Consider the following 22600-nt stretch of genomic DNA (forward strand, 5'->3'; position numbering starts at 1 on the left):
CCCGGGGGTGCCGCTTACCGTTCTGTGTGGAGAGGCAAAGAAACTGCACACGAGATGTAGGCAGAATCACCTTCAATGCTTAGGTTGATGGCGAAGTCAACATCGCCTCCCGTGTTCAAGAGAATTCTCGCCGGTCTCTTTGTGGGAACGGCCGTCTCGGCCTCCGTGCTTCCCGCCTCCGCGGCCGTGGACAACGATCTGCCTGTCCGTTGGAACACCGGCGGTGCCGTGTGGTCCACCAACCAGGCCGCCTTCGATACGTTCCTTGGCTCCGGTGACATCACCGATCGCGGTCTGGAAGGCGGCCTGGCCCGCTCCGGCTGGACCTCCGACGAAGTCAAGTCGGGCATGACCAAGACCTACTCGGTCAATCTGGTGGGCGTGTCCCGCTTCCTCTACTCCGATGCGGGGGTGAAGTTCCTCAAGAACGCCACCAACAGCTACTTCCCGTACTACAGCATGAACACCTATGCGGTTCAGGCTCTGCGTTCGGCGATCATCTCCGATGCCAAGGACGGCTCGATCTCCTCGGCCGGCATCATGACGGCCCTGCCCACCGACTTCCGTCTTGCTGATTTCTGCAACACCTACACCGGTGCGCAGAACATCTGCGCCGAGGGTCGTTGCGCACCCGGCACCGCCCAGTGCACCTCCCTGCTCTCCTGGTACGTCTTCCTGCCCGCCTGCATCCAGGCCAACCAGATGGCCGACCCCGTCGCCATGGTCCGCGACACCCCCGGCCCCGCTCCTGCTCCGATGATGGATCAGCCCGTCCGCGGCCTCTGGTGATCCACCGGGGGAGACTTTTCTCCCCCAACGCCTTGCAGCCCCGGCTTCGCCGGGGCTTTTTTCATGGCCCCCTTTTCATGGCCCGGTGCGGCGCTGGGCCAGCAGCAGGGTGTGCCCAAGGGGCTGGGGAAGGGAGGCCCCGCGCCGCTCCCGGAACAGGGCTTCGAGGGTCTTGCGGCCGGCGGCAGCCAGCGCCGGGGTCAGCAGCTTCCGGTAGCTGGCCCCTTTGCCGAACCAGCGCTCCAGCAGGGCGTCGCTGAGGGGCAGCTCGAGGGCCTCCTCCCAGAAGCGTCGCTGCACGCTCCAGCCGAGGGATTCCAGGCCCTCCTGCACGCGATCGGCCTGGTCGGCGTCGGCCGCCAGCCACTCCCGTTCCAGCTCGGCCGCCGTCTCGAGCACAGCCGGCGTCGCGCCGGTGGCGCTGCGTCCCACCAGGGCGCGCAGGCTCCCCGCCGGCCCCAGCAGGGGATGGGTGAACAGCAACCGGGCCCGGGCACCGGGGGCCGCCAGGGCCGTGAGCAGCTCCAGCCAGGCCCGCCGCTGCTCCGCCGTGCAGCCCCGCCACGGCTGGCGCGCCGCGATCCATTCGAAGCGTCCCTCCTCCTGGGGCCATGGCTCCAGCTGGGCCTGGAGCGGTTCGGGCGCCTCCGGGGCCGCGGCCAGCAGACGGGGGCGCCGCAGCTGATCCAGCAGCTGCAGCTGGGCCTGCAGGCGATCGAGCACGGCCGCCGATGGCGTGGCCAGCACCACCTCCCCCTCGCTGGCCGCCTCCAGCGGATCGAGGGCCCAGAGCAGGGAGTGGGCCTCCAGCACCAGCACCCGGTCGAGGCGGCCGATGGCGGCCTCCTCCCAGAACCTCCGGCGCAGGCGGTCGAGCCGTTCGCCCTCGGCCCCGGCCTGGCGCTGCAGCCAGCGGTTGAGCAGGGGGTCGTCCGGGCTGCTGCTGAGCAGGTCGCCCCGGTCGTCGGCGGCCGTTTCGGCCGCGGCGGCCAGCTGGGCGGCCCGGCGCTGCTGCAGCCGTTTCCGCAGTCCCCCTTCCCAGCCCAGGGCCCCCGGCTGCCAGAACACCTCCCCCTGCAGGGACTGGGGCAGGTACTGCTGGGCCACCCAGTGGTCGGCATAGGCGTGGGGGTAGCGGTAGCCCACCCCATCGCCGAAGGCCTGGCCGTCCCGGTTGGCATCGCGCAGGTGGGCGGGCACCTGCTGGCGCCGGGCTTCGCGCACCGCCTTCACCGCATCGAAGAAGCCGAGGCTGCTGTTGCTCTTCTCGGTGCCGGCCAGGTAGAGGGTGGCGTGGGCCAGGGGGTAGAGCCCCTCCGGCAGCCCGACCCGGTCGAAGGCCGCGGCGCAGGCCTCCACCACCACCATTGCCTGGGGATCGGCCAGGCCGATGTCCTCACCGGCGGAGATCAGCAGGCGCCGCAGGATGAAGCGTGGGTTCTCGCCGGCCTCCACCATCCGCGCCAGCCAGAACAGGGCCGCATCGGGGTCGGAACCCCGGATCGACTTGATGAAGGCGCTGATCGTGTCGAAGTGGGCATCCCCCTGCTTGTCGTAGAGCACCGCCCGCTGCTGGATCGATTCCTCGGCGATGGCCAGGTCGATGCGGATCACGCCGTCGGCCTCGGCTTCGGTGGTCTCCACCGCCAGCTCGAGGGCGTTGAGCAGGCTGCGGGCATCGCCCCCCGCCACGTCCAGCAGGTGGGCGCCCGCCTCCGCGGAGAGCTCGACGCGGCGCTGGCCATAGCCGTGTTCCGGATCGGCCAGGGCCCGCTCCAGCAGCAGGCGCAGGTCTTCCGGCTCCAGGGGCTGGAGCCGGAACAGGCGCGAGCGGCTGACCAGGGCCTTGTTGACCTCGAAGTAGGGGTTTTCGGTGGTGGCGCCGATCAGGGTGACGGTGCCGTTCTCCACCCAGGGCAGCAGGGCGTCCTGCTGGGCGCTGTTGAAGCGGTGCACCTCATCGATGAACAGGATCGTGCGCAGGCCGTGGTGCTCCAGCCGCTGCTTGGCGGCGTCCACCTCGGCGCGCAGGTCCTTCACCCCCGCCAGCACGGCGTTGAGGCTGCTGAAGTGGGCCCGGGTGCTGCCGGCGATGATCCGCGCCAGCGTCGTCTTGCCGGTGCCGGGGGGGCCGTGCAGGATCAGGTTGCCGACCCGGTCGGCGGCGATGGCGCGGCGCAGCAGCCGCCCCGGGCCCAGGATCGCCGCCTGGCCCACGAAATCGTCGAGGCTGCGCGGCCGCAGCCGATCCGCCAGCGGGGCGATCCTGCGCCTGGCTTGCTCGCCCTGATGCCAGAACAGATCACTCACCGCCCCATCATCTCGCCGACAGAGCCCCTGGAGCGGTACGGTCTGCCAGAAGCCTTGTCCGTCGCTGAACCCGTGATCGGCCATCCGAGCAGGCCGCCTCTTCCAGGGGCACCCACGGGGCGCCTGCGACGCTCCCTTAACCCCCTGCCCGCCGCCGCCGCCCTTCTCGGCGCGGCCCTGCTGGGGGCCTGCCAGGCGGAGGCTCCCCCGGGCCGGCCACCCCTCTCGGTGCGTGCCGAGCCGGCCACCCTGGCCCCCTTCACCGACAACGTCGACACCGTCAGCACCCTCGAAGCCATCGAGGAGGTGCGACTGGCGGCCCAGGCCGGCGGACGGATCGAGCGGCTGCTGGTGGGCCAGGGCAACAAGGTGTCCGCCGGCCAGATCCTGCTGGTGCTCGACCAGGCCCAGGCCCGCGCCGATGTGGCCCGCCTGGAGGCGGAGGTCCAGACCAACAAGCTCAACTACGAGCGCTACGAGTATCTGGTGCGGCAGGGGGCCGCCAGCGCTTTCCAGCGGGACGAATTCCGCCAGCGCTACCTCTCCTCACGGCAGGACCTGGTGGCGCGCCGGGCCGATCTGGCCTTCCGCGATCTCAAGGCGCCCATCGCCGGAACCGTCGGCGACGTGCAGGTGAAGCTGGGGGATGTGATCGCCGCCGGCGATCCCTTCACCACGATCATCCGCAACGACCGGCTGATGGCCCGGGTGGATGTGCCGGCGGTGTTCTCCAGCCGGCTGCGGGTGGGGCAGACGGTGATCCTCATGGATCCGGCCACCAACAAGCCGATGGCCCAGGGGGTGGTGGGCTCCCTCGATCCAGGCGTGGTGGCCGGCACCCAGTCCTTGCTGGCCAAGGCCGAATTCGCCAATCCCGGCGGGGTGCTGCGCACCGGGTTGCGCACCCGCACCCGGCTGATCCTCGACAGCCGTCAGGAGCTGTCGGTCCCCTTCGCGGCCGTCACCCAGGTCTCCGGCCAGAGCTTCGTCTACGAGGTGGGCAGCCTGGCCGATCTGGAACGGCGCCCCGGCCGCACCGACCTTGCGGTGGCCCGCAAGCTCCCCGCCGGCACCAGCTTCGCCCTGCAGACCCCGGTGCAGCTGGGCCCCCTGCAGAACAACCGCTATCCGGTGCTCAGGGGACTCCAGCCCGGCACCCGCGTGATCACCACCAACCTGATCAACCTCCGCAACGGCGCGCCCGTCAAGGTCAACTGAGTCCAGCCTGATGTCTCCTTCGAACACGTTCATCCTCAGGCCGGTGCTCACCACGGTGTGCAGCCTGTTGATCGTGATCGCCGGCCTGATCGCGATTCCGCTGCTGCCGATCGAGAGCCTGCCGGACATCGCCCCGCCCACGGTGCGGGTCACCTCCCGCTACGTGGGGGCTGACGCGGTCAGCGTCGAGCAGGGCGTCACCAGCGTGCTCGAGCAGCAGATCAACGGGGTGCAGAACATGGAGTTCATCACCTCCACCAGTGCGGCCGATGGCTCCAGCTCCATCTCCGTCACCTTCGCCAGCGGCAGCGACGGTGACATCAACCAGGTGAACGTCCAGAACAGGGTGTCCCTGGCACAGCCGAGCCTGCCGGAGGAGGTGCGCCAATCGGGCATCACGGTCAACAAGGCCTCGAACTCGATCCTGCTCGTTTACAACTTCACCAGCGAAGATCCGAAGAACCAGTACAGCCTCGAGACCATCAGCGGCCTTCTGGATCAGAACCTCACCGATGCGGTGCGGCGGGTGCCCGGTGTCGGTGAGCTCACCTATTTCGGCAACCGCCAGCTGGCCTTCCGCCTCTGGCTGGATCCGGACCGTCTGGCCGCCAACAAGCTCTCCGCCGCCGACGTGGTGGCGGCCCTGCGCAGCCAGAACCGGCTGGTGCCCGTGGGCCGCATCGGCGGTGCGCCATCTCCCGAGGGCCAGCAGTTCACCCTCACCGTGCAGCTGCAGGGCCGGCTGCGGACCACGGAGGAATTCGGCTCGATGATCCTGCGCTCCACCGCCGACGGTGGCCTGGTGCGGCTGCGGGACGTGGGTCGGGTGACGCTCGGGGGTGAATCCTTCGACATCGAGGCCACCGACCTGCGCGGTGTCCCTTCGGTGGGCATGGCGATCTACCAGCTCACCGGCAGCAACGCCCTCGATGTCTCCAACGGGGTGGAGGAGGTGATCAAGGAGTTCGCCACCACCATGCCGGTGGGCATGACGATCCAGAAGATCTACGACAACACCGAATTCGTCGAGGCCTCGATCGAAGGAGTCACCACCGCCCTGCGGGAGGCGGTGGTGCTGGTGGTGCTGATCCTGTTCCTGTTTCTGCAGAACTGGAAGGCCACCCTGGTGCCGGCCATCGCCATTCCGGTGGCCCTGGTGGGCACCTTCCTGTTCGTGCAGGCCTTCGGCTTCACCCTCAACCAGCTCACCCTGTTCGGCCTGGTGCTGGCGACGGGCCTGGTGGTGGATGACGCCATCACCGTGATCGAGGACACCTCCACCAAGAAGGGCTCCGGCCTCAGCGCCCTGGAGAGCGCCAAGGCCACCATGGATGAGCTGTTCGGCGCCGTGATCGCCACGTCCCTGGTGCTGTTCGCCGTGTTCGTGCCGGTGCTGTTCTTCCCCGGAGCCACCGGGACGATCTACAAGCAGTTCGCCGCCACGATCATCTTCTCGATCCTGATCTCCACCTTCAACGCCCTCACCTTCTCGCCGATGCTCTCGGCCCTGCTGCTGGCCCGGGAGAGTGAGCCGCCCAGCCGCCGCACCTATGCGATTTCCGGTGTGTTCATCGGTTTCGTCTACGGGCTGCTGGCCAGCGGCGGCGGCATCCTGGTGGCCCTCGGCGTTCTGGCCCTGGCCGCGGCGATCGGCTTCGGCCTGCACCTGCTCACCCGCCTGCCGCTGCGGCTGCCCTTCGCCATCGGCGGTGCCGTCGCGGCCGTGATGCTGGGGCAGCTGAACAGCCCGCTGGAGGTGCTGATCTACACGCTGATCGGCGGGCTCCTCGGCTGGGGTGCCCCGTTCATCTTCCGCCGCTTCAACGTCATCTACGCCGGCGTTGAGCGGCGCTACCACGCCGGTCTGGCCTGGGTGCTGGGGAAACGACGGCTGATCATGGCCCTGCTGGCCGGGGGCATCGTGCTCACCGGTTTTGCCTTCACTTCGATCCCGACGGGCTTCGTTCCCGTCGAAGACCAGGGCTACGCCATCGGCATCGTCCAGGGCCCTGACGGCGCCTCCCTGGAAACGACGCGCCGCATCAACCAGCGGGTGGCGGAAATCCTGCGCAGCGAGAAGGACATCACCACGGCGGCGGTGTTCAGCGGCGCCAGCCTCGATGGCAACGCCCCCAACCGGGGCCTGTTCTTCTTCGGCACCCGCAACTGGAACGATCGGACCTCCGATGAGCAGTCGGTGGCGGCGATCACCCAGCGGCTGAACCGCAAGCTGTCGGTGATCCAGGAGGCCCGCATCATCGTCGTCGAACCCCCCGCTATCCCCGGCTACGGCACCGGGGCGGGCTTCGAGATGCAGATGCTCAACCGCAGCGGGGGTGCGCTCTCCTCGGCCGATTTCTTCGCGGCGGCCACCCAGCTGGTCAGCAAGGCCAACCAGACCGGACTGTTTGACCGGGTGTTCACCCAGTTCTCCCCGGAGGCCCCCCAGCTGCAGATCCTCGTCGACCGAGACCGCATGGCGGCCCTCGGGGTCGACTACGGCACGGCGATGCAGACGTTCAGCTTCAACATCGGCTCCTTCTATGTCAATGACACCTTCGATGCCGGCAGGGTTCGCCGCATCTTCGTCCAGGCCGATGAGCGCTACCGCGCCAATCCGGAGCAGCTGAAGTCCCTGTACGTGCCCAATGCCAGCGGTGAGCAGATCCCCCTGTCCGAGTTCATCACCGTCGAATCGACCACGGGCCCGTCGGTGATTCCCCGCTTCAACCTGTTCCGCTCCATCAAGGTGGAGGGGTCCGCCCTGCCGGGCCGCAGCTCCGGCCAGGCGATCAAGGACATCCAGGACCTCTTCAACAACCTCTCCACCACCGGCGTCGGTTACGACTGGACGGGCATCTCCCGGGAGGAGGTGGCGGCAGGGGCCCTGGCGATCGTGATCTTCGCCCTCGGCATCCTCACCGTCTACCTGGTGCTCTCGGCCCAGTACGAGAGCTACAGCGACCCGTTGATCATCCTGATGACCGTGCCGACGGCCATGCTCGGGGCCCTGGCGTTCCTGGCCCTGCGGGGTGAGGTGCTCAACATCTATGCCCAGGTGGGTCTGGTGATGCTGATCGGTCTGGCGGCCAAGAACGGCATCCTCATCGTCGATCTCGCCAACCAGCGCATGCAGGAGGGTGAATCCGCCCTGGAAGCTGCGCGGGCCTCTGCCCAGTCCCGCTTCCGGCCGATCCTGATGACCGCCATCTCCTCCCTGTTCGGCTTTCTGCCCCTGGTGTTTGCCAGCGGTGCCGGTGCCCGCAGTCAGGCTTCTCTGGGTACGGTGGTCTTCGGGGGCCTGGCCGTGGCCACCGTGCTCTCCCTGTTCGTGGTGCCGGTCTTCTACGTCGTCATGAAGCAGCTCACCGCCGGATCCCCGCCCGCCGAGGCCGAAGCCTCCCCCGGCATGGGCGCCTGATGCCGGCTCCCTGTCCACCGCTGAGCGGCCGCCGGGTGCTCTGCGCCGGCCTGCTCACCGGCGTGGTGGGCCTGGCCATCGCCCTGTTCCTGCGTTCCATCGTCGAGCACACCCCCCTGCGGGTCACCCCCCAGGCCCTCTTCTGGAGCACCGTGGTGCTCGGTGGCTTCGGTGTGGTGGCCGGCATGGCGGTGGAGGCGGTGCGCCAGCTGCAGGAATCCAACCCGGAGCCGGAGTACCACCGGCGCCATGGCCGGGGCGGCGGGCGCGGCCCACGCCGCTGAGGGGCCGCATGGCGCTCCGGCCCAGTGGGGCGGTCGGACCTTTTCCGGTACCTTGCGGGGGTATGAACCCGGTCCGGTGCGCTGGCAGGCTCTCCCTTCTCTCCTTCCCCTGACGTGGCTGCTGGCCGCCTGCGGCTCCGCCGCCCCTGAGGCCAGGCCGCCCCTGGTGGTCCAGACGGTGACGGTGGGGGAGTTCCGCTTCACGCCGGGCATCGAGACGATCAGCACGATCGAGTCCACCTCCAACGTGGTCATGCGGCCCCAGTCGGATGGCCGGGTGGTGCGGATTCTGGCCAGGGAGGGCCAGCAGGTGAAGGCGGGCCAGCCGATCCTGGTGCTCGACAACGTGCAGGAATCGGCCACCCTCGATTCCGACCGGGCCGAGGCGATCAAGGATCGCGTCAACGCCGAGCGCTATGTCTTCCTCAACGAGCAGGGGGCCGTCTCGACCAAGGACCGGGACTTCTACATCACCCAGGCGATCCAGAGCCGCGACCAGGCCCGCTCCAGTGCCGCCACCCTTGGGTACAAGTTCGTCACCGCGCCCATCGACGGGGTGATCGGCAACCTCGATTCGGTCAAGCTGGGGGATTACGTGCGCCAGGGCCAGGCGATCACGGGAATCGTCAACAACTCCTCCCTCTGGACCCTGATGGATGTGCCGGCCACCCAGTCCAGCCAGGTGAAGATCGGTCAGCCGGTGCAGGTGGAGAGCCAGGGCAATCCTCCGGTGCGGGGCGAGGGCCGGGTGGTGTTCGTCTCCCCCTACTTCGCCAATGCCACCCAGTCCTCGGGCCAGCCCAACACGGTGCTGGTGAAGGCGGAATTCCCCAATCTCACGGGGGTGCTGAAGACGGGCCAGTACGTGCGCAACCGCATCATCACCGGTGTCAGCGACCAGCTGGCGGTGCCGGTGGAGGCGGTGATGATGCAGGCCCAGCAACCGTTCGTGTATCGGGTGTTGCCCCTCTCCACGGTCCTGCCCCAGATCAAGGCCTCCGATCAGATGCTGCCCGCCCAGAAGCAGAAGCTGGAGAAGCTCCCCGGCACCACGCCGGTGGTGGTGCAGACGGCGGTGAAGCTGGGCAAGCTGCAGAACAACGCCTATCCGGTGCTCTCCGGCCTGACCAAAGGCGATGAGGTGGTGGTGAGCAACACGGCCCTGCTGCGCTCCGGCATGCCGGTGCGGCGGGCACCGGCTCCGGCTACGACCCCGGCACCGGCGGCGAGCTGAACTCCGATGTCGTTCTCCGATAACTTCATCAAGCGGCCGGTTCTGACGACCGTCTGCAGCATCCTGATCGTGCTGGTGGGCCTGATCGCCATCCCCACCCTTTCGATCGAGAACCTCCCGAACATTGCCCCACCCCTGATCCAGGTGACCTCCAACTACGGAGGTGCCAATTCCCTGGTCACCGAGCAGGCGGTGACCAACCCGATCGAGCAGCAGATCAACGGCGTTCCGGGCGCGAATTATATCTCCTCCACCAGCAATATGTCTGGGACGAGCACGATTCAGGTCTTCTTCAACGAAGGCACTGATATCAATATCGACCAGGTGAACGTGCAGAACCGCGTTTCTCTGGCGATGCCCCAGCTGCCGCAGCAGGTGCAGGCCACCGGAGTGTCGGTGATGCAGAGCACCCCGTCGATCCTTCTGGCCTATCAGGTCACGTCGACGGAAGGCCAGTTCGACGCCTCCTATCTCAACGGCCTCATCTATCAGAACCTGTATTTCCAGCTGGAGCGGGTGCCCGGGGTGGCCACCGTCAACCTGCTGGGGGGCAGCAATCCGGCCTTCTGGCTGTTCGTCGATGCCAACAAGCTCTCCGCCAACAATCTCACCGCCGATCAGGTGGTCAATGCGGTGGCCAGCCAGAACACCGTGGCGATCGGTGGCCTGGTGGGCGGGCCACCGGCCGCCGGCAACCAGAAGTTCGCCTACCCGATTCTGGTGGAGAACAACGGCAACCTGGTGTCCGTCGAGGAGCTCAACAACCTGATCGTCGGCCGCACCTCCACCGGCAACCTGCTGCGCCTCAAGGATGTCGGCGAAGCCACCTACGGCACCAACACCTTCGCCCAGCAGGCGGTGAGCATCGAAGGCCACCCCTCGATCACCGTCGCCGTCTTCCAGACCCCCGAGAGCAACGCCCTCGATGTCTCGAACCAGGTGGTGCAGGTGATGAACCAGTTCACCCAGAGCGTCCCCCCGGGCGTCAAGGTGTTCGAGATCTACAACATCGGCCAGTTCATCGAGTCGGCCGTGGAGGGGGTGGTGGATGCCCTCGGCCTGGCCATCGTGCTGGTGCTGCTGATCCTGTTCCTGTTCCTGCAGGACTGGCGAGCCACGGTGGTGCCCAGCCTGGCGATTCCGATCTCCCTGATCGGCACCTTCGCCTTCGTCAAGATCTTCGGCTTCTCGATCAACCAGCTCACCCTGCTGGGCCTGGTGCTGGCGACGGGCCTGGTGGTGGATGACGCCATCGTGGTGATCGAGGCGGTGGAGAAGAACCTGGAGAAGGGGATGCGTCCCCGCCAGGCCGCGATGGAATGCATGGGTGAGCTGTTCGGTGCCCTGGTGGCCACCGCCCTGGTGCTGATGGCGGTGTTCGTGCCCGTGGCCTTCTATCCCGGCGGCATCGGCATCATCTACCGCCAGTTCGCCCTCACCATCGCCTTCTCGATCGCGATCTCCGCCTTCAACGCCCTCACCTTCTCCCCCATGCTCTCGGCCCTGCTGCTGAGGAGCCAGAAGTCGGCACCGCCCACCCGGCTGGTGGGGATCATCGGCGGGGTGGTGGTGGGCCTGGCCTTCGGCCGCTTCAGCGCCGCCTCCTTCGGCAGCATCACCTACGTGATCGGCGTGGTCGGCGGTGTGCTCGCCGGCGCCAATCTGGTCTGGATCTTCAGCCGCTTCAACGCCTTCTTCACGCGCCTGGAGCGTGGCTACGCCGCCATGGTGGAGGCCCTGATCGCCCGTCGCCGCTGGATTCTGGTGGGACTGGGCGCCGGCATCGCCCTCACCCTGTTCGCCTTCACCGCCCTCCCCTCCGCCTTCATCCCCGAGGAGGACCAGGGCTACGGCATGGGCATCTTCCAGCTCCAGAACGGCGCCTCCCTCAGCCAGACCCAGGGCACCGCCCAGGAAGTGGCCAAGGTGCTCAATGCCGAGGAGGAGATCATCGCCGGCTCTGTGGTGAGTGGCTATGGCTTCAACGGCGCCAGCCCCGATCAGGGGGTGTTCTTCTTCGGCTTCAAGCCCCTGGAGGAGCGCAGCGGCACCGACCAGAAGGCCCCGGCGATCATCAACCGGCTCAACGCCAAGCTGAGCCAGATCAGCTCCGGCATGGCGGTGGCGGCCCAGCCCCCGGCGATTCCGGGCTTCTCCGCCCAGGGGGGCTTCTACTTCCAGTTCAACGACCTCAGCAACGGGGCCTTCACCTTCAACCAGCTCGATGATCAGGCCAAGCAGCTGATCCAGGCCGGCACGGCCAGTGGCGGCTTCTCCACCCTCTACACCCAGTTCATTCCGAGTGCGCCGGCCTTCGGGCTGAAGATCGACCGTTCGATCGTGGGGGCCCTCAACATCGACTTCCAGCAGGCGATGCAGACCATCGCCGTGCTGGCGGGCAGCAACTATTCGGGCCTCACCTACGAGAGCGGCCAGGTCAGGAACATCTACGTGCAGGCGGCGGCCGCCAACCGCAAATCCCTGGAGGATGTCCTCAGTTTCTACGTGCGCAGCAGGGACGACAAGCTGGTCCAGGTGTCGGAATTCGCCACCGCGGAGCTCACCAGTGCGCCGCCGGTGATCAGCCACTTCAACCTCTATCGCACCATCCTGATCCAGGGGGCTGAGGCGGTCGGCAAGAGTTCCGGGCAGGCCCTGACGCTGATCCAGGATCTGTTCCGCGCCCAGGACTTCAACAACATCGGCTATGCCTTCACCGGTCTGGCCGCCCTGCAGCTGTCGGCGGGCAACGCCAGTGTGCTGGTGTTCGGCCTGGGGATCCTGGTGGTCTACCTGGTGCTCTCAGCCCAGTACGAGAGCTACGTGACGCCGGTGATCATTCTGATGACCGTGCCCCTGGCCATGCTCGGCGCCCTGGTGTTTCTGGCGCTGCGCTCGATCGACCTCAACATCTATGCCCAGGTGGGTCTGGTGACCCTGATCGGACTGGCGGCCAAGAACGGGATCCTCATCGTCGAGGTGGCCGAGCAGCACATGAAAGAGGGCATGACCGCCGCCGAGGCCGCCATCGCCTCGGCCGAGTCCCGGCTGCGGCCGATCCTGATGACGGCCATCGCTGCCCTGGCCGGCTTCCTGCCCCTGGTGGTGGCCACCACGGCGGGGGCCAACAGCCAGCAGTCCCTGGGGACGGTGATCTTCGGTGGCCTGCTGGTGGCCACCGTGCTGTCGCTGGGGGTGGTGCCCCCGTTCTATGTGGTGGTGAAGGCGCTGGAGGCCCGCTGGTTCGGCGAGTCCGACCCTGAGGAGGCGGACCTGGCCACGGGCCGGGACCAGCCCAGCGCCTAGTTGTGACGAAACATGGAGCGCCCCGCCGGCTTCATTGCGGCGGCCGGCACAGGCCGTGAGGATCGTTACAGGAGATTGAGGATCGATCCCATGCTGCCCACGCTTGCCGAACGGCTGCGGGAGCAGCACGCCAAGACCAGGGGCCGGCGCCCCGCCCGCCCGCCCTGGCCGGTTCCGGGCGAGCCGCCCACGGCCCTGCTGTTTCAGGCCCGTCCTGAGCTGGAGCCCGCAGCTGTGCCCATGGGACCGGCTGTGCCCACCGCGGCCCCGATGGCCGACCCGGACCCGCTGCCCCGGGTGAGCGCGGTCGTCGTCACGGAGATCGCCAGGCCGGAGCTGGTGGCACCGTTGCCCACGGTGCCGCCGGCACCCGCGCCACCCCTCACGGTCCCGGAGCGGACAGCCCTGGCGGAGCTGCTGCTGCTGCTGGTCTGGGCCGTGCTGGTGGTGATCGATGGTGCCCTGGCCCTGGCCTCCCTGATCGATCGCGCCGCGGGCCGGCCAAGGCGGCCGCAGGCGGACGCGGCGAGCGCTCCGCCTTCGGCGGCGCCCCCCTTCCTGATGGCGGCTGCGGCGCCTTGAACCCCTGCGGCTGAGGGGCCACCGATCAGCCGGTCGTCGCCGGGCTTTTCTATCGCTGCTTGATGAAATGTTGCGACGTTTCTTTCAACGGTCGGGGCCACGATCTGCAGGGTCTCGAATGTGCTGACTCGGGGATGGTGTCCGCTTCTGGTAGCTTTCTTGTGCAGGAAGTGAGGGAATCATGGGTCGACAGGCATCGGCGACCGGGGCTGTTCTTGCCGCCCTTTTTCTCTCCTTCAGCGGGCTCGGCTTCAGCCCCGTGGCCTTCAGCCAGGGGGGGCCTCCCGCCCGCGGTGTGAAGGTTGTCCAGGGCGACACGCTGGAGGCCATCGCCGCCCGGTATGGGGTGAGCGTGCAGGAGTTGATGCGTCTGAACAAGATCACCAAGCCCGAGGAGCTGCAGATCGGCCAGCAGCTCAAACTGCCGCCATTGAAGGGGCTCGTGCAGGTGCGCGCGGGGGACACCCTGGCTCTGCTGGCGGCGCGCCATGGCACGACCGTGGCGGCCCTTCAAAAGGCCAATCCCGGCCTCAAGCCCGACCAGCTCAAGGTGGGCGCCTGGCTGAAGCTGCCGCCAGCCTCGGCGGCGGCCACGGCGAAACCCACCGCGAAGCCCTCGTCAGCGGCCAAGCCAACCCCCGCCGCGAAGCCGGCATCCCCCGCCACCCCCTCGCCCGCGGCCACCGCCTCCCCGGCCCCCACCACGCCCCCGGCCGTGACTGCTCCGGCCCCCACCGCACCCCCCTCGCCCCTGCCGCCGAAGTCGGGCGAGTCGGTGCGCTGGCGCTTCTACGGCAACACCCTCGTCGACTGGGGCGGCTGGAAGCTCCATCCCGGCGGCGTGCGGGTGACGCTGGTGCAACCCACCCAGGCGGATGTGGGGCCGATGCGGGCCCAGGCGACGGCGGTGGCGGTGCACTGCAGCAGCCTCCGCCAGGCCTGGTTGGTCAACGGCGCCTGGGAGCCCTGGACCGTGCCGCTGGGGCGGTCGCTGGGTCAGCAGATCGTGCTGGATCTCTGCGCCAATGTCACCGACCCGACCGGCCCGACGGTGGCGCCCCCTTCCGCCCCCTTGGCCCCTTGAGCCGGGGCCCTCGGTTCCAGGGGCCCGGCGCGGAGCTGTCGGGTTCCGGTGTCTTCCCCACCCTCACTTAGGACCTGTGGGCTAGTCTCAGCGGCCTGCATCGGCGGCCAACCTGGGTGACGTACTGCATCGGCTACTGGCTGGAGAAAGGCCTGGTCATGGCCTCCGATTCCCGCACGAATGCAGGGGTTGATTATATTTCGAGCTACAGCAAGATGTATGTCTTCCAGCCGGCCTCCGACCGGCTGTTCGTGCTTCTCGCCGCAGGTAATCTGGCCACCACCCAGGCCGTGGTCAGCTGGATCCGGCGCGATCTCGACCGGCCCGCCGAGGACTCCGCCAGCGGGGCCGGGGATCTGCGTTCCTGCGATTATCTGTTCGAAGCGGCCGCCTACATCGGCCGGGTGAGCGTGGCGGTGCAGGAGGAGAGCGGCCCGGCCCTGCAGCAGGCTGGGGCCAGTGCCGGGGCTTCGTTCCTGCTGGGCGGCCAGATCGCCGGGGAGCCCCACGGCCTCTATCTGGTCTATCCCCAGGGCAACGCCATCATGGCCACCCGCGAAACGCCCTACCTGCAGATCGGCGAGACGAAATACGGCAAACCACCCCTTGATAACGTGGGCCACACCAACCTCTCCCTGGAGGATGCGGCCCGGCTCTGCCTGATCTCGGAGGTGCTCACCCAGCGCTCCAACCTCACCGTGGGTCCCCCGTTCGAGCTGGCCATCCTTCCCGCCGACGCCCTGGCGGTCGCCCACCGGCTGACCTTCGCGGCCGACGCGCCGGAACTGGCCGCCATGGTCGAGACCTGGAGCGACGCCCAGCGGGAGGCGCTGCATCGCTTGCCGAGCTTCCCCTGGGAGCAGCCGTTGCCAACCTGAGCCCCCTTCCCGCCATGTGGTCCGTCTCCGAATGGGTGTCCAACGGCCACCTGCCCACCGCCGAGGTGGTGCAGGAGCTGGTGGCGGAGGCCCATGGCCGCTTCGCGCCGGTCCGCGAGGGCCAGGTGGCCGACTACATCCCCGCCCTGGCGGCGGCGGCCCCCGACCACTTCGGCCTCTGCGTCTCCAGCTGCGGCGGGGCGCTGTTCGAGGCGGGTGAGGCCCGGGTGGCCTTCAGCATCCAGAGCATCTCCAAGCCGTTCCTGTTCGCCCTGATCTGCCAGGCGATCGGCGAGGAGGAAGCCCGCGAGAAGCTCGGCGTCAACAGCACCGGCCTGCCCTTCAATTCCGTGCTGGCGGTGGAGCGCAGCGGCGACGGCCTCTCCAATCCGATGGTGAATGCCGGGGCGATCGCCGCCACCAGCCTGGCGCCGGGCGCCAGCAGCGAAGAGAAGTGGGCCTTCATCCAGGACGGCTTCTCCCGCTTCGCCGGCCGGCGGCTGGAGATCGATGCCGAGGTCTGCGCCTCGGAGCTGGCCACCAATCGGCGCAACGCCGGCCTGGCGACGCTTCTCAGCGACCACGACCGCATCTGGTGGGATCCCGACGAGGCCACCGAGCTCTACACCCGCCAGTGTTCCCTGAGCGTCACCGCCGCCGACCTGGCGGTGATGGCCGCCACCCTGGCCAACGGCGGCCGCCAGCCCGTCACCGGGGAGCAGGTGATTGAGGCCATCCACTGCCAGCACGTGCTGGCGGTGATGGTGACGGCCGGGCTGTACGAAACCTCGGGCGACTGGCTCTACGCCACCGGCCTGCCCGGCAAGAGCGGCGTGGCCGGCGGCATGATCACGGTGGCGCCCGGGAAGGGTGGGCTGGCCACCTATTCGCCGCCCCTGGATGAGGCGGGCAACAGCGTGCGCGGCCAGCTCACGGCCCGCTTTCTCTCCGAGAGGCTGGGTCTGAACCTGTTCGCCTCCAGGCCCGAGGGGAGCCGCTGAACCATCGCCCAGCAGGGGAGATGGGGGGCTCGCCTGTCTACGATCCAGCTTCAGCGTGGTGCCTTCTGCCGCAATGTTCAGCACCACCAATCTCGTGCGCTATCTCCTGCTGCTGGCCTGCATCGGGGTCACGGTGGTCATCTTCAATTACTTTTCCGGCACGATTGCGGTGTTCACGGCCGCCGCCATCGTCGCGGCCCTGCTGAACGTCCCGGTGAAGTGGCTGAGCCGCTATCTGCCGCGGGGATGGTCGATTGCCGCCGTGACCTGCGGCGCCCTGATCCTGCTGATCGGATTCGTCACCGGGATTGGCCTGCAGGTGCTGAACCAGGGCCAGGGTCTGTTGCTGGATCTGCAAGGCACCTTGAAACAGCAGGACCTCACGCCCCTGCATCAATACCTCAAAACCTATGGATTCGACAGAATCACAACCCTGCTTCAGGAGGGTCTGCTGACGGGACTGGGGCTGTTGCAAACTGTCTTTTCCGGGGTCTTCACGGGCATTTTCGGTGCGGTGATCAGTCTCTATATGCTGATCGACGGCGAGAAGCTATGGAAAGGATTTCTTGGGCTGATTCCGGAGCCTCACCGTGATCGTTTCGCCGTGATCTTCCTGCAGAGTGTTCTGGGATTTATCCGCGGACAGCTGCTGTTGATGGTGTTTCTGACCGTCTCAACGGCCGTGATCTTCCCGCTGCTGGGTGTTAAATACAGCCTGATTCTGGCGGTGATTGTGGGCGTCCTTGATGCGATCCCCGGGATCGGAGCCACCCTCGGCATCCTATTGATCTCCTTGATGGTCTTCGCCTCCCAGGGGGGAGACATTGGCTTGCGGGCCTTGATCGCTTCCGTGCTGCTCGGCCAGATTCAGGACAATATTGTCCGGCCCAAGGTGATGGGCCAGGCGATGGAGCTCAATCCGGTCCTCCTCTTTCTGGCCCTCTTCATCGGACAGCGGGTCGCTGGCCTGCTGGGGGTGTTCCTTTCGATCCCTCTGGCGGGCATGCTGGCGCTCTGGTTCCATTCCGAACGCCAGCGGCGGGAATCCATTCTCCTCACCCCGGCCGTCGGTGATGGCACAGGGGAGCAGGGCCCTTCCACCGCAGCACGCTGACATGGGGAAATTCCCATCGATTGCCAGTCCACCCGGCTGTCATGCTGCTCTTTGCTGATCTCCTTGGTACGCCCTTGACTGTGAACCGTGCGATCGTTGCCATCCTCACGGCCCTGGCTGCGACGGCGGCCAGCGGCGTTCCTGCCGCCCAGGCCAGCTGCCGCTTTCTGATGCCGCTGGGGGGCGGCGGCAACCCGGTGGTGTCGAAGCGGATCGGGCCGGACCGGCTGGTGGGTCGCACCAACTGGAACACCGACTTCATCGTCGATCGCGATTTCCGCAGTTATCGCTTCTTCTTCACATCGGCCTCCAGCGAGCGCGCCACCTTCCCGGTGTCGGGCTTCATGGTCTTCACCGACGGCAGTAGCCTGCAGGTGGTCAACGAAACCCCGACGTTTGAACCCGGTACGGGCCGGATGTTCGGCCCGTTCCAGGCCGTTCCCGGCAAGCGCACCCGGTTGATGAATTTCCGGGTTGGCTCCTCCACCACACCGGCGGCCCTTGGATTCAGCTATCGGATCTCCGTTCAGGGTTGTATCTGATCTCCCATGCAGTTCGAGAGCTTCGCGACCTTCAATATCGCCATCGTGGTGCTGGCGATCGGTCGCTGGCTGAACCGCAAGGTGGCCTTCCTGCGGGACTTCAACATTCCTGAGCCGGTCACCAGCGGGCTGCTGGTCTGCCTGCTGCTGGCCCTGATCCATGCCATCAACGGCACGGAGATCGGCTTCAATCTGCAGACGCGGGATTTTCTGCTGCTCTATTTCTTTGCGGCCATCGGCCTCAACGCCGACATCAAGACCCTGCTCTCGGGTGGCTGGCCCCTGCTGATCCTGGTGGGGACCACGGTGGGTTACATGCTCCTGCAGAACCTCACCGGGATCGGTATGGCGGCGCTGCTGGGGCTGAATCCCCTGGTGGGCCTGCTGGGGGGATCGGTGTCCCTGCTGGGGGGCCACGGCACGGCGATCGCCTGGGCACCGCGCTTCGCCGAGAGCCACGGCATCAGCAATGCCCTCGAGATCGGCATCGCCTGCGCCACCTTCGGGCTGGTGCTGGCCTCGCTGATGGGCGGGCCGATCGCCCGGATCCTCATCCGCCGCCACCGGCTCAAGACGCCGCAGGCCGCCTCCTCCTCTTCGGCCTCCTCCGCTGCCGTGGAGGGCGCCACCCCGGACGCGGGCCTGGAGCCGGTGACCTACTTCAGCCTGCTGGGCACCCTCTTCTGGCTCAACGTCAGCCTGGGCCTCGGGGAGCTGCTGCATGAGCTGCTGAAGGCGGCCGGCAGCAACCTGCCCCTGTTCGTCTGCTGCCTGTTCGCGGCGATCTTCCTCACCAACACCGTGCCGCGGCTGCTGCCGATCCGCTGCCTGGCCGCTCCCCGCTCCCTGGCCATCGTCTCGGACATCGCCCTGGGCATCTTCCTGACGATGTCCCTGATGAGCCTGCAGCTCTGGACCATCGCCTCCCTGGCGGGCCCCATCCTGGCCATCCTCACCGCCCAGTTCGTGGTGTCCTTCCTGTTCGCCCTGTTCGTGGTGTTCAAGGTGATGGGCCGCGATTACGAGGCCGCCGTGATCTGCGCCGGCTTCGGGGGCATCTCCCTGGGGGCCACGCCCACGGCGATGGCCAACATGTCGGCGGTGGCCCAGACCTACGGCCCCGCCCACCGGGCTTTCATCATCGTGCCGCTGGTGTCGGGCTTCTTCGTGGACATCAGCAACGCCGTGGTGATCCAGCGCTTCCTCAACTGGTTCGGTTGATCCGGGCACCCAGCCGGGCTGGGCTCAGAAGCGCAGCGTCGTGCGGATCAGCCCCGCCCACACCCCCAGGCTGGCCTCCCCCGAGGCCGGGGAAAACAGCAGGGCCTCGGAGAGCGTGGCGCTGCCGGTGAGGGCCCCGCGCGGCCGGCTCAGCCAGAACACCGCCGGGGTCACCGAGAGGTCATCGCTGATCTGGATCCGGTAGAAGAGCTCCATGGCCAGGCCCCGGTCGTCGAGGTTGCTCTGAGCTGGTGTCTGGATCGCGCTCACGTGGGCCGGCGAGCCGACGGCGAAGCCCAGGCTGTTGCCCACCCCCAGCACATCGCTCCAGACCAGCCCGGTGTACCAGGAGCGGCTGCGCACCCCCGAAAGGCCAGCCACCGGGTAGGAGCCGAAGCGGAACGTGTCCTGCCCCCAGCCGGCGCTGATCGAGGGCAGCCAGCCGGAGCGGCGGGGCTGCCAGTAGCCCGCCAGCGACCAGGATCCCAGGCTTCCCTCGCCGGCGCCCGCCGCCAGCTGGCTGGCCAGGGGCGTCCCCCTGAGCCGCACCTGGGGCCCACTGAGGGTCCAGGCCCCGGTGATGTTCCACTGGGGCCGGCTCAGGGCCAGCTGCACGGTGCTGGTCTGGGAGGAGGTCCCGCCGAACAGGCCGCCCCCCTGGGGGGACCCCCCGGCCCGGCCGGCGACGTAGGCGTAGCCCAGGCTCAGCCCCCGCAGGTCGCCGCGGGGCTGCCACCAGATCCCGAAGCCGCCCCCGAGCCGCTTGCTGTAGGTGCCCGGTGAGCCGGCGTACTGGAACAGATCGAGGATGGGGGACTGGTTGTAGACGCTCGGCCAGACGGGGAGCATGTCGAGCTGCATGATCCGGGGCCCGACGCTGAGCCGGATCTCGGGGCTGAGGGGCAGCTGTAGGTAGGCCCGGTTGATGCTCACCAGCCGGCCGGAGCACCCCTCCTCCCCGGCGCCGCAGGCCGGCTCCTGGAAGGCCACATCCAGTCGGCTCAGGGGGGTGGGCGGGTTGGAGAAGAAGCCGGAGGGGGCGAAGTCGCCCGTGCGCAGGCGGATCCGGAACAGGTCCTGGCCCGTGAAGCTGGTGTCGATGGTGAGGCGGGCCTCGTGGTTGAAGCTGACCCCGTTCAACAGCGGCGCCCCTTCAGCGCTGTTGCCGGTCCGCTCCACCGCACTGCCGGCGTACTGAAGGGCTCCGAGAACGGCGTTGATCTGCAGGTCCACCGTGGTGGTGGGGGCGAAGCGGGTGGCCTCCTGGGCCGACAGGGGCCCGGCGGCAGCGCAGACCCAGGCCGCCGTCAGCCAGGGAAGGGTGGCGCCAGGGGGCTTCACGGGGCCGGGCTGTTCAGGTGATCACGGTGGGGCGATCCATGCCGGTGCGCACCCGGATCTCGGCCAGGGCGTCGATGGCGTCGATCAGATCCTTCAGGGCCAGCTGGGGGTCGAGGTCGAGGGCGCCGCTGGGGGGCACATAGCTCTCCAGGTACACCCGCAGGGTGGCGCCCTTGGTGCCGGTGCCCGAGAGCCGCAGCACCACCCGGCTGCCGTCGTCGAGCAGCACCCGCAGGCCCTGGCCCTTGCTGATCGAGCCGTCCACCGGGTCGGTGTAGCCGAAGTCGTCGGCGGCGCGGATCGTGCGGCCGGCGAAACCCTGGCCCGGCAGGGCGGTGAGCATCCCAGAGACGCGGTCGTAGAGGCCGTGGGCGGCGTCGCTGGCCACGGCCTCGTAGTCGTGGCGGGAGTAGTAGTGGCGGCCGAAGCGGCCCCAGTGGCCCGCCATCACCTCCGCCACCGAGCAGCCGCGCACCGCCAGGATCTGCAGCCAGAACAGCACCGCCCAGAGGCCGTCCTTCTCGCGGATGTGGTTGCTGCCGGTGCCGAAGCTCTCCTCGCCGCAGAGGGTGATCCGGCCGGCATCGAGCAGGTTGCCGAAGAACTTCCAGCCCGTGGGGGTCTCGAAGCAGGGGATGCCCAGCTCGGCGGCCACCACGTCGGCGGCGGCGCTGGTGGGCATCGAGCGGGCCACGCCGGCCAGGCCGTCCGCGTAGCCGGGGGCCAGGGTGGCGTTGGCGGTGAGCACGGCCAGGCTGTCGCTGGGATTCACGAAGCAGTGCCGCCCCAGGATCATGTTGCGGTCGCCGTCGCCGTCGCAGGCGGCGCCGAAGTCGTAGGCACTGCCGGCCAGCAGCAGGTCGGCCAGCTCATGGGCGTAGGTGAGGTTGGGGTCGGGGTGGCCGCCGCCGAAGTCCGCCAGGGGCACGCCGTTGCGCACCGTGCCGGCCGGCGCCCCCAGCAGCCCCTCGAACAGGCGGCTGGCATAGGGGCCGGTGACCGCATGCATGGCGTCGAAGGCGACGCGGAAGTCGCCCCGCAGCAGGGCGGCGATGCGGTCGAAGTCGAACAGCTTCTGCATCAGCGCCACGTAGTCGCCGACGCCGTCGATCACCTCCACCGCCATGGCGCCGATGGTCGCCGTGCCGGGGACCTCCAGGTTCAGGGGGTCGGCGTCGAGGATGCGGTAGCCCTCCAGGCTGAGGGTGGCGGCATGGATCGCATCGGTGACCGATTCCGGTGCCGGACCGCCGTTGGCGCCGTTGATCTTGACGCCGAAGTCGCCGTCGAGGCCGCCGGGGTTGTGGCTGGCCGAGAGGATGATCCCGGCCACGGCGCCGTGGCTGCGGATCAGGTGGGAGGCGGCCGGCGTGGAGAGGATGCCGCCGGTGGTGGTGATCAGGCGGCTGACGCCATGGGCCGCGGCCATGCGGGCGATGACGCTGATCGCCGCGAGGTTGCCGTAGCGCCCGTCGCCGCCGACCACCAGGGTGCCGCCGGCGATGCCGGGCACCACCCGCAGGGAGGCCTCGATGAAGCTCTCCAGATAGTGGGGGGTCTGGAACTGACGGGTGCTCTTGCGCAGGCCGGAGGTGCCGGGCTTCTGGTCGTCGAAGGGTCGCTCCAGCGCCACCTGACGCAGCTCGGTCGTCATCGCCATGGCCGGCGTCCTGGTGCTTTGGGAGCCCCAAGCTACCTCCGCCGATTCGGGCGGTCCTGCGGTTGCTGGCTCTCCAGTCGTTGCTGGCCGACCTGGCGTTGCTGGTGGCTGCGGCAGCTCTGGCTAGCGTGAGCGGAATTGCCTCCCCACCCATGGCGTTTCGGTCGCTTCCCACCGCCCTGCGCATGGCCACCGCCCTGCGCATCGCCGTGGCTGGCTCTGCGGTCGTCGCCGCCATGGCCGGCGCGGTGGTGCTCCATCCGACTTCGGTGCGGGGGGCGGTCATGGGCGCCCCGAAGGCCCTCCCCTATCCCGAAGCGGTGAGCCGCACCCACACCGCCGCCGAGGCGGTGCTGGCCGGAGCGGGGGCCGAAACCTGTCTGCGGGGCAAGCTCACCAATGCCCTGCTGGGGCTCTCGAGCAGCTGTGAGGCCAAAGGAGAGCGCAACCCCCTCTGCCAGCTCGCCGACAAGGCCGCCGTCGTCACCCCCATGAGCCTGGCCTTCATGCGGGACACGGCGACCCAGCTGCTGGCGCTGATCGATGGCGCTGCCACCCAGACGTCAGGCTCCGGCAGCCCCGAGCCAGCCCTGACCCTGCCCTGACCCCGCACCA

17 protein-coding genes are annotated in these 22600 nt (G+C 68.4%); 14 read left to right on the top strand and 3 right to left on the bottom strand.

Annotation, left to right across the window (positions count from 1 at the left end):
* The first annotated feature begins 75 nt into the window (after window positions 1-75).
* Window positions 76-789 carry an alpha/beta hydrolase gene (locus tag H6G99_RS14790; protein ID WP_190612281.1) on the top strand — a complete coding sequence of 238 codons (714 nt, stop codon included), beginning with the start codon at window positions 76-78 and terminating at the stop codon, window positions 787-789.
* Window positions 790-864: 75 nt separating this feature from the next.
* Here H6G99_RS14790 and H6G99_RS14795 read toward each other — a convergent pair whose 3' ends face one another.
* Window positions 865-3099 (bottom strand): AAA family ATPase, encoded by a 2235-nt coding sequence (locus tag H6G99_RS14795; protein WP_190612283.1) that lies wholly within the window; start codon window positions 3097-3099, stop codon window positions 865-867.
* Window positions 3100-3153: 54 nt separating this feature from the next.
* Here H6G99_RS14795 and H6G99_RS14800 point away from each other — a divergent pair, with 54 nt between their 5' ends.
* From H6G99_RS14800 to gltS, 12 genes are all read left to right on the top strand, one after another.
* Window positions 3154-4317, top strand: a complete 1164-nt coding sequence (locus tag H6G99_RS14800; protein ID WP_199297235.1) for an efflux RND transporter periplasmic adaptor subunit — start codon at window positions 3154-3156, stop codon at window positions 4315-4317.
* Window positions 4318-4327: 10 nt separating this feature from the next.
* A complete protein-coding gene (locus H6G99_RS14805; protein WP_190612284.1) occupies window positions 4328-7738 on the top strand; it encodes an efflux RND transporter permease subunit in 3411 nt (1136 codons plus the stop codon).
* Entirely contained in the window at window positions 7738-8022 is a 285-nt protein-coding gene (locus H6G99_RS14810) for a hypothetical protein (protein WP_190612286.1), read from the top strand. Before H6G99_RS14805 ends, H6G99_RS14810 begins: the two co-directional genes overlap by 1 nt.
* A 76-nt stretch (window positions 8023-8098) precedes the next feature.
* Window positions 8099-9256 carry an efflux RND transporter periplasmic adaptor subunit gene (locus H6G99_RS14815; RefSeq protein WP_353617258.1) on the top strand — a complete coding sequence of 386 codons (1158 nt, stop codon included), beginning with the start codon at window positions 8099-8101 and terminating at the stop codon, window positions 9254-9256.
* Between the two features lie 6 nt (window positions 9257-9262).
* Window positions 9263-12562: an efflux RND transporter permease subunit gene (locus H6G99_RS14820; protein WP_190612290.1), complete on the top strand. Its 3300-nt coding sequence runs from the start codon at window positions 9263-9265 to the stop codon at window positions 12560-12562.
* A 90-nt stretch (window positions 12563-12652) separates the two neighbouring features.
* Window positions 12653-13144: a hypothetical protein gene (locus H6G99_RS14825; RefSeq protein WP_190612291.1), complete on the top strand. Its 492-nt coding sequence runs from the start codon at window positions 12653-12655 to the stop codon at window positions 13142-13144.
* A gap of 181 nt (window positions 13145-13325) precedes the next feature.
* The gene (locus H6G99_RS14830) at window positions 13326-14228 is read left to right on the top strand and encodes a lytic transglycosylase (RefSeq protein ID WP_190612293.1); all 903 of its coding nucleotides are present in this window, start codon (window positions 13326-13328) and stop codon (window positions 14226-14228) included.
* A 116-nt stretch (window positions 14229-14344) separates the two neighbouring features.
* A complete protein-coding gene (locus tag H6G99_RS14835) occupies window positions 14345-15106 on the top strand; it encodes a proteasome-type protease (protein WP_190612295.1) in 762 nt (253 codons plus the stop codon).
* Between the two features lie 14 nt (window positions 15107-15120).
* Window positions 15121-16107, top strand: a complete 987-nt coding sequence (glsA, locus tag H6G99_RS14840; protein WP_190612296.1) for a glutaminase A — start codon at window positions 15121-15123, stop codon at window positions 16105-16107.
* Between the two features lie 73 nt (window positions 16108-16180).
* A complete protein-coding gene (locus H6G99_RS14845; protein ID WP_199297236.1) occupies window positions 16181-17221 on the top strand; it encodes an AI-2E family transporter in 1041 nt (346 codons plus the stop codon).
* A gap of 80 nt (window positions 17222-17301) precedes the next feature.
* Entirely contained in the window at window positions 17302-17763 is a 462-nt protein-coding gene (locus H6G99_RS14850; RefSeq protein WP_353617261.1) for a hypothetical protein, read from the top strand.
* Window positions 17764-17769: 6 nt separating this feature from the next.
* Complete coding sequence (gltS, locus tag H6G99_RS14855; protein ID WP_190612302.1) at window positions 17770-18984, top strand: sodium/glutamate symporter; 1215 nt, start codon at window positions 17770-17772, stop codon at window positions 18982-18984.
* A gap of 24 nt (window positions 18985-19008) precedes the next feature.
* On the opposite strand, the gene H6G99_RS14860 is transcribed toward gltS, so the two are convergent.
* Both H6G99_RS14860 and H6G99_RS14865 read right to left on the bottom strand, forming a co-directional pair.
* Complete coding sequence (locus H6G99_RS14860) at window positions 19009-20325, bottom strand: carbohydrate porin (RefSeq protein ID WP_190612304.1); 1317 nt, start codon at window positions 20323-20325, stop codon at window positions 19009-19011.
* A 13-nt stretch (window positions 20326-20338) separates the two neighbouring features.
* Window positions 20339-21985: an alpha-D-glucose phosphate-specific phosphoglucomutase gene (locus H6G99_RS14865; RefSeq protein WP_502707693.1), complete on the bottom strand. Its 1647-nt coding sequence runs from the start codon at window positions 21983-21985 to the stop codon at window positions 20339-20341.
* 152 nt (window positions 21986-22137) lie between these two features.
* Here H6G99_RS14865 and H6G99_RS14870 point away from each other — a divergent pair, with 152 nt between their 5' ends.
* Window positions 22138-22590 (top strand): hypothetical protein, encoded by a 453-nt coding sequence (locus tag H6G99_RS14870; protein WP_190612306.1) that lies wholly within the window; start codon window positions 22138-22140, stop codon window positions 22588-22590.
* Window positions 22591-22600: the final 10 nt, after the last annotated feature.

This window comes from Synechococcus sp. FACHB-909, from assembly GCF_014698945.1.
Classification (GTDB): Bacteria; Cyanobacteriota; Cyanobacteriia; order PCC-6307; family Cyanobiaceae; genus Cyanobium.